Source organism: Maribacter orientalis (assembly GCF_900109345.1).
Taxonomy (GTDB): Bacteria; Bacteroidota; Bacteroidia; order Flavobacteriales; family Flavobacteriaceae; genus Maribacter; species Maribacter orientalis.
In genome coordinates this window covers 194,892-214,078 of sequence record NZ_FNZN01000003.1, presented here as the reverse complement: position 1 = coordinate 214,078, position 19,187 = coordinate 194,892, and the positions used below count along the sequence as shown (strand labels likewise).

At 35.3% G+C, this 19,187-nt stretch carries 16 protein-coding genes and 2 tRNA genes; 10 read left to right on the top strand and 8 right to left on the bottom strand.

Annotated features, from left to right (window positions below; genetic code table 11):
- Positions 1-51 precede the first annotated feature (51 nt).
- Positions 52-546 (top strand): metallophosphoesterase family protein, encoded by a 495-nt coding sequence (locus tag BMY56_RS07970; RefSeq protein ID WP_091622378.1) that lies wholly within the window; start codon positions 52-54, stop codon positions 544-546.
- Between the two features lie 147 nt (positions 547-693).
- On the opposite strand, the gene BMY56_RS07965 is transcribed toward BMY56_RS07970, so the two are convergent.
- Positions 694-1,104: a DUF4293 domain-containing protein gene (locus tag BMY56_RS07965; protein WP_091622375.1), complete on the bottom strand. Its 411-nt coding sequence runs from the start codon at positions 1,102-1,104 to the stop codon at positions 694-696.
- 192 nt (positions 1,105-1,296) lie between these two features.
- Here BMY56_RS07965 and rho point away from each other — a divergent pair, with 192 nt between their 5' ends.
- The 3 genes from rho to BMY56_RS07950 all read left to right on the top strand — a co-directional run bounded on the left by rho (position 1,297) and on the right by BMY56_RS07950 (position 4,509).
- Positions 1,297-2,943 (top strand): transcription termination factor Rho, encoded by a 1,647-nt coding sequence (gene rho / locus BMY56_RS07960; protein WP_091622372.1) that lies wholly within the window; start codon positions 1,297-1,299, stop codon positions 2,941-2,943.
- 210 nt (positions 2,944-3,153) lie between these two features.
- The gene (locus BMY56_RS07955; protein ID WP_091622369.1) at positions 3,154-3,813 is read left to right on the top strand and encodes a hypothetical protein; all 660 of its coding nucleotides are present in this window, start codon (positions 3,154-3,156) and stop codon (positions 3,811-3,813) included.
- A 12-nt stretch (positions 3,814-3,825) separates the two neighbouring features.
- Positions 3,826-4,509, top strand: a complete 684-nt coding sequence (locus tag BMY56_RS07950; protein WP_143057797.1) for a hypothetical protein — start codon at positions 3,826-3,828, stop codon at positions 4,507-4,509.
- 843 nt (positions 4,510-5,352) lie between these two features.
- Here the strand turns inward: BMY56_RS07950 and rpsT are convergent.
- The 4 genes from rpsT to proS all read right to left on the bottom strand — a co-directional run bounded on the left by rpsT (position 5,353) and on the right by proS (position 7,415).
- Positions 5,353-5,604, bottom strand: coding sequence for a 30S ribosomal protein S20 (gene rpsT / locus BMY56_RS07945; protein WP_091622364.1), 252 nt, complete (start codon positions 5,602-5,604; stop codon positions 5,353-5,355).
- Positions 5,605-5,659: 55 nt separating this feature from the next.
- Positions 5,660-5,731: transfer RNA gene (locus BMY56_RS07940), tRNA-Glu, on the bottom strand.
- 58 nt (positions 5,732-5,789) lie between these two features.
- Positions 5,790-5,861 (bottom strand) — tRNA-Glu (locus BMY56_RS07935).
- 78 nt (positions 5,862-5,939) lie between these two features.
- Positions 5,940-7,415 carry a proline--tRNA ligase gene (proS, locus tag BMY56_RS07930; RefSeq protein WP_091622362.1) on the bottom strand — a complete coding sequence of 492 codons (1,476 nt, stop codon included), beginning with the start codon at positions 7,413-7,415 and terminating at the stop codon, positions 5,940-5,942.
- A 96-nt stretch (positions 7,416-7,511) separates the two neighbouring features.
- On the opposite strand from proS, the gene BMY56_RS07925 reads away from it, so the two are divergent.
- Together BMY56_RS07925 and BMY56_RS07920 are read left to right on the top strand one after the other, a co-directional pair.
- Positions 7,512-8,822 (top strand): hypothetical protein, encoded by a 1,311-nt coding sequence (locus tag BMY56_RS07925; RefSeq protein ID WP_143057796.1) that lies wholly within the window; start codon positions 7,512-7,514, stop codon positions 8,820-8,822.
- A gap of 29 nt (positions 8,823-8,851) precedes the next feature.
- Positions 8,852-10,357, top strand: a complete 1,506-nt coding sequence (locus BMY56_RS07920) for an OmpP1/FadL family transporter (RefSeq protein ID WP_091622356.1) — start codon at positions 8,852-8,854, stop codon at positions 10,355-10,357.
- A 51-nt stretch (positions 10,358-10,408) separates the two neighbouring features.
- Here BMY56_RS07920 and BMY56_RS07915 read toward each other — a convergent pair whose 3' ends face one another.
- Positions 10,409-11,845 carry a T9SS type B sorting domain-containing protein gene (locus tag BMY56_RS07915; protein WP_091622354.1) on the bottom strand — a complete coding sequence of 479 codons (1,437 nt, stop codon included), beginning with the start codon at positions 11,843-11,845 and terminating at the stop codon, positions 10,409-10,411.
- 125 nt (positions 11,846-11,970) lie between these two features.
- On the bottom strand, positions 11,971-13,773 hold the full coding sequence (locus BMY56_RS07910) for a T9SS type B sorting domain-containing protein (protein WP_091622351.1): 1,803 nt from the start codon (positions 13,771-13,773) through the stop codon (positions 11,971-11,973).
- Between the two features lie 134 nt (positions 13,774-13,907).
- Between BMY56_RS07910 and folE the strand changes: the two genes are divergently transcribed.
- A complete protein-coding gene (gene folE, locus BMY56_RS07905; protein ID WP_091622348.1) occupies positions 13,908-14,588 on the top strand; it encodes a GTP cyclohydrolase I FolE in 681 nt (226 codons plus the stop codon).
- Between the two features lie 14 nt (positions 14,589-14,602).
- Positions 14,603-16,081 (top strand): cysteine--tRNA ligase, encoded by a 1,479-nt coding sequence (cysS, locus tag BMY56_RS07900; RefSeq protein WP_091622346.1) that lies wholly within the window; start codon positions 14,603-14,605, stop codon positions 16,079-16,081.
- Between the two features lie 2 nt (positions 16,082-16,083).
- Here the strand turns inward: cysS and BMY56_RS07895 are convergent, their stop codons facing one another.
- Complete coding sequence (locus BMY56_RS07895) at positions 16,084-17,007, bottom strand: AraC family transcriptional regulator (protein WP_245737175.1); 924 nt, start codon at positions 17,005-17,007, stop codon at positions 16,084-16,086.
- Between the two features lie 196 nt (positions 17,008-17,203).
- Between BMY56_RS07895 and exaC the strand changes: the two genes are divergently transcribed.
- Entirely contained in the window at positions 17,204-18,727 is a 1,524-nt protein-coding gene (gene exaC / locus BMY56_RS07890) for an acetaldehyde dehydrogenase ExaC (protein ID WP_091622343.1), read from the top strand.
- A gap of 13 nt (positions 18,728-18,740) precedes the next feature.
- Entirely contained in the window at positions 18,741-19,115 is a 375-nt protein-coding gene (locus tag BMY56_RS07885) for a DUF779 domain-containing protein (protein WP_091622340.1), read from the top strand.
- The last annotated feature ends 72 nt before the right edge of the window (positions 19,116-19,187 follow it).

The following is a 19,187-nucleotide window of genomic DNA, read 5'->3' as shown; positions in this document are numbered from 1 at the left end:
AAAGGAATCCGATTTTAGACCCCTATCCTACATCAAAATTGAAAACAGATTATGACCAAAATTCTATTGCTTTCTGACACCCACTCGCACATAGACGATGCAATATTAAAGCATGTTGGCTGGGCCGATGAAGTTTGGCATGCTGGGGATATAGGTTCTTTAAAGGTAACGGATTCAATTGAAAAATTGAAGCCCTTAAAAGGCGTACATGGTAATATTGACGACCATATTATTCAAAAAGAATTTCCAGAAAATAATAGATTCCTCTGCGAAGGTGTTGACGTTTGGATAACTCATATTGGTGGTTACCCCCCTAAATACAATGTAAGAACACGAGATATGATAAAAGAGAATCCACCAAAACTATTCATATGCGGACACTCTCATATTCTTAAAGTTATGATGGATAAAAAGTTGGGCGTTTTACATATGAACCCAGGTGCCTGTGGTAAACACGGTTTTCACCAAGTACGTACAATGTTACGTTTTGTAATAGACGGGGAAGATATTAAAGATTTAGAGGTTGTAGAATTGGGCAAGCGATAGCCACTGCATCATTTCACTTTTTCAACCAACTAAATAATTTAGTCGATAACGCGTCTAATGCAGACTAAGTAATGAAAACATCTTAAAATAAAAAAAACCCGGAAACTACCCCGGGTTTAACGCACTAATACTACTAAGATGTTAGGTTTAACGCAAGCGATCAACAGATTTTACAAGATCTTCATCCTTTTTTATAGCCCTATTTGCAAGGACCAAAAAAATGATAGAAAATACTGGAATCAGCATCCCAATACCCTTCTCAGAGACCGAAATCTCTCCGGATAAGTTTAGTGATCGATAAACGAAAAATCCTAGTAAAAAAACATTTAATATCATGTTCAGCCTGTTAATTACAAACTGAGTTTTTCTATTTTTAAATTGTACTATAGACCATATAGCCAATACCGTAATTATGTAAAAGGCAATGGAAATAATCATTTCATGATCCGCAAAAACCTCGACACCATCTATGTTTATCCATAGATTGAAGAAGAACGGTAATATGCCCGCAAGAATGGCTACGATTAGCAAATAAAAGCTCTGTATCCTTTGAATCATAAATTTATCATCACTTTATAGCGCAAAAATACAGGTCTTTTCAAAAATTATAACTCTTTTATTCAAAATAATTTGTAATATTGCTTCGTTATCATGTTATAACACCTACCAATAAGGAAAACATTCCTTGAGTTTACCCAAAAAAATATACTTCTTACAAAATATTATACTCATAATTTATTCGACTACTTAATGTTTGAGATTTCAGATTTAAAATCAAAAAAGCTACCTGAGCTTCAGGAAATTGCTAAAGGACTAAAGGTTCCTAAATTCAAAACCTTAAAAAAATTAGATTTAGTCTACCAGATATTAGACTTACAAGCTGCAAACCCTAAAGTTACTGCTGCTATTGCACCTGTTAAAACGGAAGCAGTAGAAGTTAGTAAACCTGTGGAGGGAAAACCGAAACCGAAGCCAAAACCAAGGCCAAGACCTAGGGTTGCTCCTAGTGACACAAAGGAACCCAGAGCTACTGAAAAAGAAGAGTCTACTAAAAAAGTAGACGCTCCGGAAAAAGATGCAAAGGAAATTGCAGAAACACCAAAGCCTAGACCACGACCAAGGCCAAAAGCTCCGAATACAACAAATACCAAAAAAGAGTTTCAGAAGAATTCTCCTCAAAATAATAATCCGAATAGTAAAAAGCCAAACCCGAGAACTCCTCACGACAAAAGCAATTTTGACAAGGACCTAAAAAATAGGTATAAGGAGCCAGAATACGAATTTGACTCGATTATAGCAAGTGAAGGTGTATTGGATATTATGCAAGATGGTTACGGGTTTTTACGTTCATCAGATTACAATTACCTATCATCACCAGATGATATCTATGTTTCACAGTCACAGATTAGACTTTTTGGTTTAAAAACAGGAGATACTGTTTTAGGAAATGTTAGACCACCTAAAGAAGGTGAAAAGTATTTTCCTTTAATTAAGGTGAACAAAATTAATGGTATTGACCCACAGATCGTTCGTGACCGTGTTTCATTCGAGCATTTAACTCCTTTATTCCCTCAAGAGAAATTTAACCTGGCAGAACGCCAAAGCACTATATCAACCCGTATCATCGACTTGTTTTCTCCGATAGGAAAAGGACAAAGAGGTATGATTGTATCTCAACCAAAGTCAGGTAAAACCATGCTTTTAAAAGATATTGCAAACGGTATCGCTGCAAATCACCCTGAGGTTTATCAAATTATATTATTAATTGATGAACGCCCTGAAGAGGTTACCGACATGCAACGTAATGTACGCGGAGAAGTTGTTGCCTCTACATTCGATAAAGAACCTACGGAACATGTTCGTGTAGCTAACATTGTTTTAGAGAAAGCCAAGAGATTGGTAGAATGTGGTCATGATGTAGTTATCCTATTAGATTCTATTACCCGTTTAGCACGTGCATATAATACGGTACAACCTGCATCAGGTAAAGTATTGAGTGGTGGTGTTGATGCTAATGCTCTACACAAACCAAAAAGATTCTTTGGTGCTGCACGTAATATCGAAGGCGGTGGTTCTCTAACAATTATTGCTACAGCATTAACAGAGACCGGTTCAAAAATGGATGAAGTTATTTTTGAAGAATTTAAAGGTACTGGTAACATGGAACTTCAACTGGATCGTAAAATTGCGAACAGAAGAATATTCCCAGCCATTGACCTTACTTCTTCTAGTACCCGTAGAGACGACATGTTATTAGATGAAACAACCTTACAACGTATGTGGATTATGCGTAAGTATCTTGCAGATATGAATCCTGTGGAAGCGATGGAATTTATTGAACAACGTTTTAAACAAACGAAAAACAATGAAGAGTTCTTGATGACCATGAACAATTAAAATAATATAAGTTTTATAAAAAAATCTCGATTTCTATATGAAGTCGAGATTTTTTGTTTTTAATGAAGCCCAAAAGCAGTATCTCTATTAAAACCATAGATCAACTTTTAATACTCCTATATTTTTTTTAATATCTTTAACTGATTAGAGAAAGATTCTCCCCCTATCTTTTTTTTTAGTTTTCCAATTAACAATCCTAATTCACAGGAAATGAAAAGACCAACTTTAATGACCTCTAAAATCTTATGTTTTTTCGCAGTTAGCGCTTTTTTTAGTTGCAATCAACAACAAAAAGAAAATGCACCAATCGTTGATGCACCTGCCAACATTATTTCACTAAACGAAGCAGATGCTATTTATAATAATTATTCGACACATAGGGTTAGCTTAATTGAATCGTATGAAACACAACAACGCCAACCAGATGAAAAATTTGAAGCATCTCGATTTGTAGATTTTGATTATGATGCGATTAAACAATACATCGCCTATATAGACCAAGAAGCTCTTGCGGGTGGTGTTAAAAAAGTTACCAAGTTAAGATTATATTTTGCCAACTACCCAAATGAAGAAAAATTTCCGAATGGAAAAAAGGTAATACACAAAAGACAAAATTCAATTTTCATGGTTCCAACTTTAGAAAAAGGAGGAATTAATTATGGTTTCTTTATTGGTAATAATGGTACTGCTGAATTGATTAAAGATTGGAAAGATTCTTCTAAAGATGGTTTAGGATTTTCTTTAGATAAAAAACAAGAAGCACAAGCGGGATTCGCACCTAATTTTGTTTTAAAATCCAGTTTACAAGGCAGTAAAAGCTTAGCTTTTAATTTTGGTCAAGGTGGACCCCCACCAAAAACAGATTTTTAAAATAATTACTGCATGCTTTCAATGTCTTTTATTAAGGAGAATTATTTCATGCTAGTATATGCAGTGACTTTGTTTATATCACTGGCCACATATAGAAAATATTATGATACCGCTTTAAAGTACTTCCCAATCATTATTGCCTATACTTTTTTCAATGAAGTATTAGGATATTTAGTAAGAACTTATGACGAAATTTCCTTTTTTCAGAATGTCAAATACAGCAACTTTAATGATGTAATTTACAATATATATGCGATTATATTCTTTTGCTTTTTTTACTTCGTTTATAAACAATTAATACATAATAGTCGCTATAAAAAATGGATAATCGTTAGCACAATAATCTCACTTTTGGCATATTTAATAAGTACTATATTTCAAAACCCACTTGAAACCAATCTCTATTACGCCCTTGCAATAAGTTCATGGCTATTAGTGTTTTGTGTAATTCTATATTTTAAAGATAAAGTGCAACAGCAAGAAGATTTAATTCAAAAACACAACCTAATGTTTTGGGTAAGTATTGCTTTAATAATTTTTTATTCCGTATTCCCAGTAATTTATGTAATAGGTTATACTGATTATGACACTTGGACGAAATACGAATTTAGATCAGTTCTGAGAGTACTTATAGTCATCATGTACATTCTTTTCATTATTGGATTCATAAAAGGAAGAAGACTAGCCTTTAGGTAGAATAAAAGCCGTTATAGAATCAATAGGATTCTAATTAAAGGATGAATTATGCTAGAGTACATATTGAATAATTATTTCTTGTTACTCTACTTTTTAGCTCTAATTCTATCTATTGCTAAATACCATCTCTATTATAATACGATATTAAAGTATCTACCCATTCTGATTGTCTAAACATTCTTATCAGAAACCCTAGGTATTATTATACGAAATGTAGATGAAATTCAAATTATCTACAAGCAAGAGTATTATAATACGGCTATTTTCAATATTCTTGATAGCATCTTTTTTTTTATATTATCAAGAATTCACTTTGCAAAAAAGTAATTAAATATGGTAGCGTGGTATTTGTTCTTACGTGTACCATAAATTTATTCGGTAAAGATTTTTATGTAGACCCTCAAAACTATACAATTATAATTGGCGCTATAATTTTACTCTACGCTGTTCACAACTATCTTTATAACACTTTTTCAAAAAAACATAAACTGCCACTTCACAATAACTTACTTTTTTGGATTAGTTTAGGTATTTTAATTTTTTATACTTTTTACCCAATATCGATGCATATTTTAATCTACCATTATGATTTCTATAATGAATACAATTTATCGGTATTTCATCATGCTATAATTGATGTATTGTACTCTTGTATTATAATAGATTTTATGTTGATGAAGCGACTTCGTATAATTTCTAACAAATTTAGGATACAACGAAATTAGTTCTACCACCAAACCATAAGACCTTCTCAAACTCAATAGTATTGAATTTAATGAAGGTCGGTAAAACAAAAAAAGCCTTCCTAAGCGGAAGGCTTTAAATAATATAAGTAAAGCTAAATTATAGAGCCGCTACGTGCTTCGCTAATTTGCTTTTTAAGTTAGCAGCTTTATTATCATGTATAATGTTACGTTTTGCTAAACGATCTATCATACTAACAACTGTAGGGTATAATGTTTCAGCAGATTTTTTATCTTCTTCAGCACGCAACTTTCTCAATGCATTACGCATTGTTTTGTGTTGGTATTTATTACGTAGACGTACCGCTTCGTTTCTTCTGATTCTCTTTAACGCTGACTTGTGATTTGCCATTTTATCTCTTAATTTGTTTATAGGATTTATTAAAATCCTGAAAATGTTTTATTAGTAGTCCGTAGGGGAATCGAACCCCTGTTACCAGGATGAAAACCTGGCGTCCTAACCCCTAGACGAACGGACCATTATTTCAATTAGAACTTATACATAGCAATTAAAAACCTAAATCTTCAATTACTTAGTAGTCCGTAGGGGAATCGAACCCCTGTTACCAGGATGAAAACCTGGCGTCCTAACCCCTAGACGAACGGACCAAACTTTGCGCAATTGCGGATGCAAAAATACAAATATTTTTTACTATCACAACCCCTGCATATTATTTTTTAAAAAAATTAATATGCTTTAGCAAATAACACCCTTTTATTTGATGGTTTACCAGTAACCATACATACTCCTTGTTCAGCCACAGCGTCAATAGGAATACACCTAATCGTTGCTTTTGTCTCATTTTTCACACGCTCTTCGGTCTCTTTGCTACCATCCCAATGTGCAGATATAAATCCACCCTTATCTTCTAAAATTTTCTTGAATTCATCATAAGAATCAACTTTGGTAATATGTTTCGTACGATAATCCAATGCCTTTTGGTACATATTCTTCTGAATATCCTCCATAAGAAACTCAATCTTGGCTACCACATCGGTTGCGGAAACTGTTTCTTTTTGTAAAGTATCTCTTCTAGCGACTTCGAAAGTACCATTTTCCATGTCCCTTGGCCCTATTGCCAACCTAACAGGAACTCCACGTAATTCATACTCATTAAATTTAAAACCAGGCTTATGAGTATCCCTGTTATCAAACTTCACCGAAATACCTTTAGACCTTAATTCTTTTACCAAGGGCAATACCTTTTCAGAAATTTCATCTAACTGATCCAATCCTTTGTAAATAGGAACAATAACCACTTGAATTGGCGCCAATTTTGGAGGAATTACTAATCCATTATCATCACTGTGCGTCATCACCAACGCCCCCATCAATCTAGTTGAAACTCCCCATGAAGTAGCCCAAACATATTCTTTACCACCCTCTTTAGTAGCGAACTTAACATCGAATGCCTTTGCGAAATTTTGACCTAAGAAATGTGACGTTCCCGCCTGCAATGCTTTACCATCTTGCATCAATGCTTCTATACAATAGGTTTCAATCGCACCAGCAAAACGTTCGCTTTCAGTTTTCGTTCCTTTTATTACAGGTACGGCCATATGGTTTTCAACAAAATCAGCATACACATTCATCATTTGTTCTGCCTCTGCTATTGCTTCTTTTTCCGTAGCATGGGCAGTGTGTCCTTCTTGCCATAAAAACTCCGACGTTCTCAAGAATAGTCTTGTTCTCATTTCCCATCGCACCACGTTGGCCCACTGGTTAATCAACAATGGCAAATCTCTATACGACTGTATCCATTTTCTATAGGTATCCCAAATAATGGTTTCAGAAGTAGGTCTGACAATTAATTCCTCTTCCAGTTTTGCGTCTGGATCAACAATTATTCCGCTACCATCTTCCGCATTTTTTAATCTATAATGGGTAACGACCGCACATTCCTTAGCAAAGCCTTCCACATGACTAGCCTCTTTACTAAAATATGATTTTGGTATAAATAATGGGAAATATGCATTTTCATGACCGGTCTCCTTAAACATTTTATCTAAGCCCGCCTGCATCTTCTCCCATATTCCATAACCATAAGGCTTTATCACCATACAACCTCTAACACCAGAGTTCTCAGCCAAATCTGCCTTCACTACTAGTTCATTATACCATTTGGAATAATCCTCACTTCTCTTAGTCAAATTTTTACTCATTTTCTGGAGTTTGGCACAAATTTTGTGAATATTATAATAAATTAATTGGGTAAAACTAGTTATTTTTAATATGTTCAACAATATAATTTTGATCCGATGATATATTCTTTACCCCACAACAAACTTCGCAACATAACAATGTTGGTGACCCTAGGTTTAATAATAGCCTCATGTGGTTCTTACCAGCAATCTTCTTATTATGACAATGACGGTATTTATTCTGACAATACCCCAACCACAATAGAAAGAAGACCAGAGTACCGAAATAATCAGCAAAATAATCCAGAAACCGACACCTATTCCGATTATTTTGGAGAAAAGGCCAATCAATATGATGAAATATTGGAAAGCGAAATTTTTACGGATGTTGATTCTTACTCGAGCAACATTATAAATGATAGTATACCTCAAGATCAATTAACAGATTATTATTCAAGCGATAACGACTACCAAGGTTACGGTGGTTGGGGAGATAATAATTCTAACGTAAGTATTAACATTTATGACAATGGATGGAATAATTGGGGATACGGAGGACTTTATGGTTGGGCAAACCCTGTTTGGGGATGGAACAATTGGGGATATGGTGGTTATTATGGATATGGATGGAACAATCCATGGAGATGGAACAGATGGAATAATTGGGGATATGGCGGTTGGGGCGGTAGCTTCGGATGGGGTTACGCCGGTGGTTGGGGCCTAGGTTTTGGTTGGAACAACTGGGGCTGGGGTGCACCTTACAACTATTATAATTACGGTTATGGAGGTGTTGTTCGAAACAACAGATACGCAAATAGATATGCCGTTAATAATTCTAGACGAGGAAACTATGTTACCAATACAAATGGTAATGCATTAAGAGGTAGGTCCAATGTAAATACACGAGGAGATTCTCCTAGATACAGAAGTACCGATTCTAGAACGGCGACAGCAAGAAGTTCGTCGAATACACGTAGTGCGAGAACCTATTCTGGAAATACAACAGCAAGAAGAACTGTTGGTGTAGATCAGAACAGAGCTTATAGAACTAGTAGAAGCACAAGGGCTACCCCAAGATACAGCACATCTTCACGAAGCTCTAGCAGATATTCTTCAAGTCCGAATTCATCAGGTACCACAAGATCAAGTAGTAGAGTTATGACTCCAAGAACCTCAACGTATAGAAGTTCTGGAAATAGTAGCTCACGAACAGGAAACAATTATTCAACTGGTCGTTCTACAAGAAGTTCAAATAGTGGGTCTTACAGAAGTTCTGGAAGCAGCACAAGAAGCAGCTCTAGCAGCGGTTCATATAGAAGTTCTGGCAATAGTAGTTCTTCTAGAAGTTCTGGTTCAGCAAGAAGTTCTAGTAGTGGCTCATCAAGATCTTCTGGCTCATCTAGCAGAAGTAGCGGTAGAAATAACTAAATCTAAAATTTTAAAAATAAGATATTGCTATGAAAAGATATTTAACTTTCATAACACTGGCGGTATGCGCTTTCAGTAGTGCTCAGAACATCAATGAAGTTTTGCGCTACGGTACCGAAAACCTTCAAGGAACTGCTCGCTTTCAAGCAATGGGCGGAGCTTTTGGAGCCTTAGGAGGAGATTTATCCTCTTTAAATGTTAATCCAGCAGGATCTGCAGTTTTCAACAATAGTTTATTTACAATTTCTGGTTCAAACTATAACACCAGCAATCAATCTAGCTATTTCGGAAATAGTACAAATTCAAAGAATAACAACTTAGATTTAAATCAGATTGGTGGTGCATTTGTTTTCAAAAACACCAATTCCGATTCCGATTGGCAGAAATTTACTTTGGCATTTAATTATGATCTTATCAATAATTTCGACAATGAATATTATGTTACTGGAAACAGCACGCAAGGTATTGACAACTACTTTTTGAATTTTGCACAGGGCACACCTTTCGGGTCTATTCTACGCCAAGACGGCGAATATATAGAAGAAGCTTATTTAGACATCGGCTCTAATCAAGGTTATAAAGAGCAGCAAACATTTTTAGGATACTATGGAGGTATTCTTGACCCTGTTTCAGAAGATGACAATAACACCGATTACGTTAGTAATACCATTTACAATTCCGTAAATCAGGAGTTTTTAAGAAGAACTACTGGCTACAACAGTAAATTTACCTTGAATATGGGCTCTCAATTTAAAGAGAATTTATATATGGGTGCTTCGTTAAATTTTCACAATGTATTTTATTCAAGGTTTGACCGATTCACAGAAAACGGATATGACCCCACTTCTGAAATACAGAGAACAACTTTCGATAACTATTTACAAACAGATGGTAATGGATTTTCATTTAGCTTGGGTGCAATAGCTAAATTAAATGAATACGTTCGTTTAGGTGGTAGCTACCAATCCCCTACATGGTATCAATTAGAAGATGACTTTTCTCAACGCATCAATTCTGATTTAGCTGATGATGAAATTAATTTTATTGATTTTAACATTGTAAATCTTTTTGAATCTTATACGGTTAAAACCCCAAGCAAGTTGACTGGAAGCTTAGCTGTCATCTTTGCGCAAGATGGATTATTAAGTTTTGATTACGGATATCAAGATTTTTCTAAGGCAGAATTACGACCTACAAGCGACCCAAGTTTTCAAGCTGTTAACAATCTTATTTCTAATGACCTAGGCACTGTCTCTACATTTCGACTAGGTGGAGAATACAAAATTGAACAGGTTAGTTTAAGAGCTGGTTATCGTTTTGAGCAAAGCCCATATGCAAATGGCAATACTATAGGTGATTTAAATGCCGTTTCTGGTGGTATCGGATATAATTTTGGAGGTAGTAGATTAGATTTTGCCCTTAGCCGTTCTCAGCAAGATATTAATGAACGATTATTTGATTCGGGCATTACTACACCAGCGATTATTAATAGGATCAACACCAATACAACGTTAAGCTACACGATAAACTTCTAATTAAGTTTATTGCTAAATACATAAAAAAGGGAGCTAATATGCTCCCTTTTTTTATCTCTTTAATGAGAAATGTGTTTTTCTTGTTTTAGCTACTAATAACCCCTCCTCTATTTCACCATATTCAAATCGAAACCAGTAATCGGTAGCAGGCATTGGCTGGCCATTAAAAGTGCCATCCCATGCACTATTGGGTGCCAATTGTTTTAGTAGCTTACCGTATCTGTCAAAAATAAAAACAACAGGATTGGTTAACGTTTCAATTCCTTGAATATTCCAATCATCATTTATACCATCGCCATTAGGAGTGAAAAACTTAGGATAGCCTACCACGAGAAATTCTAACGGATCGGTAATGCCACACCCGTTTTTGTCATTTATAATTACAGTATTAAGTCCAGGAGGTACATTCATAAATATCGAATTGTCTTGAAACTCGCCACCGTTAATAGCATATTCATAATCCCCATCGCCCTCAACAAAAAATTCAATGTTATTCTGGTCAGGATCAATTGATAGGTTGGTATCTAATGTTTCTACTCGATCAAGTATCGGCGTTCCAAAAAATGTAATTAATACGCCGCTATCGTCACTTACTGTTGGCGGTGTTCCTGAAATAGTAGTAATTGTTGCGAAATAACGACCAGAGTTGGGGCTCACTACCACTAGTTCTGCACCAAAATCTCCAGATCCCGTAAGCGTATCATCTATTACACCATCATCTTCATAATCAACAGTCCATTCAACATTTGCAATATCAGCACCCGCAGGTGAATTCAAAGCACTTATAGTAATGTCATCATCACCTTCACAAGCGATTATATCCAATCCTAAAAATTCATCCCTAAGCGTACAATCTAAAGCAGTATTTTGATTATTACTAACAGAACTTCCTGTAAAGGTTAACATAAAAGGTTCTGGATCACCTGTAAAATTATCGGCAAAATTATTAATCAGAATATAATATATCTCACCTGGTAGCACATCTAAATATTCATCATAGGTGTTTTGACTACCTGTTAATGAAGCCGCACCTTCTTGTCCACTATCAGGATTCACACCTAGTCCCGTAAAATTAGTATCGTTCACTTCGTAATTACAACGTATCGGTTGTGCTGTACCATTACTAATATCGGCACAATCTACATCAGGACCATACACAGCAAAATCCCATTCTGCAGTAGGTGTTGATCCAGTAGAAGCCAATGCTTCAATATCAAAACCTACCTGACCACCAGTACCCGCCCTAAAAACGAACCAAGAAGTATTATATTCAATGTTAGCAGAAACAAGACTTCCTTTTTCCAAGCATCCTGATTGCAGTATAACTTCTGGATCAAAATCATCAACATCGCCAGTACCACCAGCAATTCCCATAATAGGCTGATCGGCACATACGGGTATTGCCGTTCTACAATCGGCTGAATTTTGAGCAGTTGAATTCCAATAGAAAAGAAAGAAACAACATATAGAACAAAGAAGTGTTCTCATAAATAGAGTGGCTATTAGTATACGTATCGTATATTATAACTTCACATGCCTCACTTTAGTATTCTACATCGATTATTATGGTGTTTAATCGATAAAATACACTTTTTAGATTACCTTTTAAGCTGTTATCGTTTTAATGTAAAATGATTGTTTATATATGCAGCATTGGTGTTTTGGCCCAAAGAATTGGTATAAGATAACTTGAACCAATAATCTGATTCTGGCAATAAAACACCTTTAAATGTGCCGTCCCAGCCACTTGAATCTTCATTCAATTGATACAATAACTTACCATATCGATTATAGATGGTTATAATAGGGTTGGCTAAAACTGAAAGCCCCTCTACCTTCCATTTATCATTTACACCATCTGCATTTGGTGTGAAAAACTTAGGAAAACCTACAACCACTATATCCTTTGAATCTAGACCGCATCCATTTAAATCTGTAACTGTTATAGTATGCTCGCCAGGAAATAGGTTATTAAATATCGAACTGCTTTGAGGTTCTTCATTATCCACTTGGTAATCAAAATCACCATCTTCTTCTAAAAATACCGAAATCATATTCGAAGCATCATCTTCATAAACTATAGCTATATCAGAAATAGCAGGCGGTCTTGAAAAAACAACCGTCACAGAACGAACCGTAATACATTGCAAAGCGCCTACCGAATTAGTGACAGATAAGGTGTAAACCCCCTCTTCTGCAACCGTTATCAGTGAAGTGTTTTGCCCTGAACTCCATTCATAAGTGAAATTAGAATCTGGAATTGTTTGGCCTATCGTAACAACAGGAGTATCTCCACAAATAAACACACTCGTATCAAAATCTAAATATGGTAGCTCAATACCGTTAATATCAAAAGATTTCGATGCGTCATAACAACTACTATTTTCTACTGATGTCGTTCGAACAAAAATCGTTTCTGAGATTTGTGTAGGTATATATTCTTTAGGTAACGCATTAATCCCATTCATCGCTTCTTCAATTGAGGCATGATAGGTGACAAGAAATTCTAAAGAACTTTGATCTCCCAAAGCTTCTAAATCCTTCGAATTAAAATCAATAGCGGTACCATCTAAACAAACTGTTTCGTCAGTTAATTCATAAGTAAATGGAGAAGGTGCGTAAGCTACTTGGGTTTCACTTAATAAATTATTCCCTGAAGGTCTAATGACTAAAACCCGATACATAGCAGAAACTGCTACATTTAGTTCTGGTCCGCTTTCACCTGGTATACGTTGATAGCCTGCGCCTATATCCAAATACCATTCATAATCTATCGCATCTGAAGTTGTAGCATCTAAAATCACATTTTCATTATCACACGCAATTTTTGGCGGACCTAATAAATTATCTATTATATCACAATCTAACGCCGAATTTGAAAATTCTATAAAAATGTTTCCTGAAAATTGAATTGAGAATCCAGAATTATTGTTACTGTAATTATTAATCAATAAATAATAATCTTCATTTGGTGCAACTTCTAGCCAATCTTCATACTGTATATTAGCAACTCCGGTTGGATCTTGACCAACACCTATATAAATACTTTCGTCTGAATTATCAAAATAATTACATCGTATAGGCTCACCGAGATCACCACAATCGTTGGTTTTATATAAGGCAAAATCCCAGTCCTCATTTGAATCAAAACCTATATTAAAACCTAACTGTCCCGTTTCGCTAGTTCTAAAACGATACCATGCAGAGTTTGTTTCTACTGTACCCGTTGCTTGAGTTATACAACCAGATACGGAAGCTCCATTAAAATCATCTAAGCCATAACCATCGGTACCGGCGTTAATTGGAGTATTGTTACAAATAGGAATAGCATTAATGCAATCTGGCGCTACTTGTGAAAAACAAGATAGTGTACCAAATAAATTTAAAAGTAGAATGGTTATACCATACTTGGTCATAGAGGGTTCGAAATTTCCAATTTTAAATTTAACGAGTCCTTAACGTTATGTCTAATTTATGTTGTGTAATGCCCCTATTTAGTTATAAAGTGGCACATATTGTATATCTTTGCCGCTTGTAAAAGTTAGTTGAAATGAAAATTGAGGATACATTGGAAAATCAATTTGATGAATTAGGAAACGATCATATTTCTACTTCAGAGGATACCCCATTACGCAAAGACGCCTTTGTTTTAGATGACGCTACGAAGATTGAGCGTATACGTGAAAATGTTCGTGACATAATGCTTACACTAGGCCTAGATTTGAATGATGATAGTTTAAAAGGAACTCCTAATCGAGTTGCTAAAATGTACGTAAACGAAATATTTGGAGGTTTACACCCTAGTAGAAAGCCAAAAGCATCTACGTTCGACAATAAGTATAAATACGGCGAAATGCTAGTAGAGAAAAACATAACGTTGTATTCTACTTGCGAACACCATTTTTTACCTATAGTAGGCCGTGCACATGTAGCCTATATCTCTAACGGTACCGTAGTCGGACTCTCTAAAATGAACCGTATTGTTGATTATTATGCGAAAAGACCACAAGTTCAAGAACGTTTGAATATTCAAATCGTAAGAGAATTACAAGAGGTTTTAGGTACTGAAGATGTTGCTTGCGTTATTGATGCTAAGCACCTTTGTGTCAACTCAAGAGGAATACGTGATATTGATAGTAGTACTGTAACCGCTGAATATGGTGGTAAATTCAAAGAAGAATTGGTACGCCGTGAGTTTTTGAATTACCTTAATCTAGACACCCATTTTTAATCGCATATAGCTTCATGCAATTGTACGAAAATCAAGAAATTAGAGTATATAATTCCTTAAGTGGGAAAAAAGAAGTTTTCAAACCAATAAGCGCTGGCCATATTGGCATGTACGTTTGTGGGCCTACCGTGTATAGCAATGTGCATTTAGGCAATTGTAGAACTTTCATGTCCTTCGATATGATTTTTAGGTATTTCAGACATTTAGGTTATAAAGTACGGTATGTTCGAAATATTACTGACGCAGGCCATTTAGTAGATGACGCAGAAGATGGGGAAGATAAAATTGCAAAAAAAGCCAGATTAGAAAAATTGGAACCGATGGAAGTTGTACAACGATACACTGTCGATTTCCATAATATTTTAGAAAAATTCAACTTTTTACCTCCAAGTATTGAACCTACAGCTACAGGTCATATCATAGAGCAAATTGAAATTATTAAGGATATTCTTGAAAAAGGATTTGCCTATGAAACCAATGGCTCTGTATATTTCGATGTGGCCAAATTCAATAAAGAGTACGAATACGGTAAACTAAGCGGTCGCAAGCTTGAAGACATGATTGCGAATACCCGTGATCTTGCCGCACAAGACGACAAGCATAATCCTCAAGATTTTGCACTTTGGAAAAAAGCGGAACCACAACACATTATGCGTTGGCCTTCGCCGTGGGGAGATGGGTTCCCAGGCTGGCATTTAGAGTGTACCGCAATGAGTACAAAATATTTAGGGGAAACTTTTGACATTCACGGTGGTGGTATGGATTTAAAATTTCCACATCATGAATGTGAAATAGCACAAGCCGAAGCCTGTAATGGCAAAAGCCCAGTAAATTATTGGTTACATGCTAATATGTTGACGCTTAACGGTAGAAAAATGGCTAAATCTACAGGAAATAGTATTCTTCCTGGGGAAATTTTCTCTGGTGAAAACGAAATCCTTAGCAAACCATTCTCTCCATCAATGGTTCGTTTCTTTATGATGCAGGCACACTATACCAGCATTTTAGATATGAGCAATGATGCGCTTTTAGCTTCTGAGAAAGGCTTTAATAAATTAATGGAGGCAATAAGCTCTTTAAAATCTTTAAACACGGGCAAGACCACAAATTTTAATATTGCCGAATGGAAATCTTCCTGTTATGCTGCCATGAATGATGATTTTAATACACCAATTCTAATAGCGACATTATTTGATGCTGTAAAACACATCAATCTTATTAAAGAAGGTAAAGAATCCATTACGGAAGAAGATAGGGCAGAACTTGAGAACACAATACACAATTTTGTTTTTGATGTATTAGGCCTTGAAAACAAAAGTAGTTCTGATGCAGATTCCGAAAAATTAGGTGGTGTTGTTGAGCTATTGATTGAATTACGTAAATCTGCTAGGGAAAATAAAGATTTTGCTACTTCAGATAAAATTCGTGATCAATTAGCTACTTTAGGCATTCAACTAAAAGATGGTAAAGATGGTACCACGTATAGCCTATAATTTTAATCTAAAAATTTTGAATTTTTTATTTTAGACTGGTATTCACCAGGCGCTAAGTTTTGCCTTGTTTTAAATACTCTATTAAAATAAGACCTACTTTCAAAACCACAATCTAAATATACATCTTTAATACTTCGCTTAGGATCTTGCAATAACCCAACAGCTAATTTTATTCGCTCATTATTAATGAATTCGACAGGTGAAATACCTAATTCAGATTTAAAGGTTCTATAAAAATTAGATACACTCATACAAGCAATTTTACTTAACTGCTCTACTTGAAGCGATTTATGCAGATTATTCCTTATATATCGTATAACCTCAGTTAACCTGCTTTCACTTTTAATTGAAAGTGTTGCACTGCTATAAATTTTTCGTTCGTTTGTTTGTAGAATTCGAATGATTAATTCACGCAGCATATTATCCACAAAAAAATCTTTTGACAGATGATCTTCAGTAAATAAAAATAACAGACGCTGAATTATTTGAAAGATCCCTCTGTCATTTACAAAGTGAAAATTATAGTCCATAATACCCCAATCTTCCTTACTATCCTTTGGCATATTTTCATTCATAAATTGTAGAACCTTGTTTATTTTATCTTCAGAAATAGCCATTGCCAAACACCTAGTAGGATTTTTGGCCATTGCCTCAGGAAAATCAATACACATACTTTCGTTAGCAGGCAATACTAATGATTCACCGGGTAAAAAATCAAATGATTCATAATCCCGTAAATGCATAATCTTTTTTCCTTGAATCATGCTTGCCAAAACAGGTTGCTCAAATTTCAACAATACACTTTTTGCCTGCTCATGTGTTTCAAAAACATGCATAGCCGCATTATTCATAAAATAGGATGTTTGATTTTCAACCAAAGTTTCTAACCGTCTTCCCTTTAAAAAATTTTCTGATAATTGTATCACAGTAGATATTCTTATGATTAAGAAATTTACAAAATTTTATACTTAAAAAAATCATAATATCAATAAATGGTAGAATTGTTCATGTGATTCGTAGAATACGTCAGATATATTAATAATATGAGAAGTAAATTTAGAAGGTCGTACAAGTTATTTTGATACGTCCATGAAATACTATTATTAACTTAAATCATATACTATGAGCACAACAGCAACCGTAGAAAAGGATATTCTTCAAAAACCTAAATTCAAAGACCAATATGAAAATTTTATTGGTGGTAAATGGGTAGCACCATCCAAAGGAGAATACTTTGACAATATTTCTCCTGTAGATGGTAAATCATTTACTAAAATACCAAGGTCTACTGCCGAGGATATTGAATTGGCAATTGATGCCGCATGGAAAGCAGCTCCGTCATGGAATTCTTCCTCGGCAACAGAAAGAAGCAATATGCTTTTAAAAATTGCCGATAAAATCGAGCAAAATCTAGAAGTCTTGGCCAGAGCTGAAACTTGGGACAACGGTAAAGCAATTCGTGAAACAAGAGCCGCAGATTTACCATTAGCTGTTGACCATTTTAGGTATTTTGCTGGAGTAATACGAGCAGAAGAAGGCTCAGTAAGTGAATTAGATTCCAACACGGTGGCTCTAAATGTTACAGAACCTTTAGGTGTCGTCGGACAAATTATACCATGGAATTTTCCTCTTTTAATGGCTACTTGGAAATTAGCGCCAGCCTTAGCTGCAGGGAATTGTGTTGTACTTAAACCTGCGGAACAAACCCCAGTCGGCATCTTAATTTTAATGGAAATCATCGAAGGTATTTTACCAGCAGGTGTTCTTAATGTTGTTAATGGTTTTGGCGCAGAGGCTGGTAAACCCTTAGCATCAAGCCCAAGAATAGACAAAATTGCTTTTACCGGCGAGACCACTACTGGCCAATTAATCATGCAATATGCATCTAAAAACATCACTCCGGTCACATTAGAACTAGGTGGAAAATCTCCAAATGTGTTTTTTGAAAGTATTATGGACGCCGATGATGAATTCTTCGATAAATGTTTAGAGGGCGCCAATATGTTTGCTTTAAATCAAGGTGAAGTCTGTACTTGTCCATCAAGAATGTTAGTTCAAGAAAGTATTTACGATAAGTTTATAGCACGTGTCATTGAACGTACCAAGGCCATAAGAATGGGACATCCATTAGACCCAAATACAATGATGGGTGCACAAGCATCGAATGACCAGTTTGAAAAAATATTGAGTTATATAAAAATAGGAAAAGAAGAAGGTTGTGAAGTACTAACCGGTGGTGAGCAAGCATACAATGAAGGCTTAGAAGGTGGTTACTATATACAACCAACTATCTTAAAAGGCAATAATAAAATGCGTGTGTTTCAAGAAGAAATATTCGGACCTGTTCTTTGTGTAACTACTTTTAAAGATGAAGCTGAAGCCATAGAAATCGCTAACGACACTTTATATGGTTTAGGTGCCGGTGTTTGGACTAGAGATACGCACCAGGCGTATCAAATATCAAGAGCAATAAAAGCTGGTAGAGTTTGGGTCAACTGTTATCACTTGTACCCTGCTCACGCACCATTTGGTGGATATAAAAAGTCTGGTATTGGTAGAGAGAATCACAAAATGATGTTAGCTCACTACCGACAAACCAAAAACATGCTGATATCATACGACAAAAAAGCGATGGGATTCTTTTAATGAGCAAACTAAAATGAAAACTAAACGAGTATTAGTAACCGAAAAAGCAGCAGCTATAATTGCTGAATTAAAAAAGACACATGGCGAACTTATGTTTCACCAAAGTGGAGGCTGTTGTGATGGTTCTGCCCCTATGTGCTTTACAAAAGGTGATTTAATGCTCGATGATAATGATGTTTGGCTAGGTAATATTGAAGGATGTGATTTTCATATGTCAAAAGACCAATTTGAATATTGGAAACACACACAATTAACCGTTGATGTTACACCAGGCAGAGGCTCAAGTTTTTCATTAGAAATTCCTTTAGGCATACGGTTCTTAATTAAGTCAAGATTATATTCTGAAGAAGAAGCAGAACATCTAGAACCCATAAGAATTGGGGCTTAAAAAAATTACCGCTATCGAAACAAGTCCGTATGTAATGCATACGGACTTGTTATTTTTAAAGAGTTAGCTCTT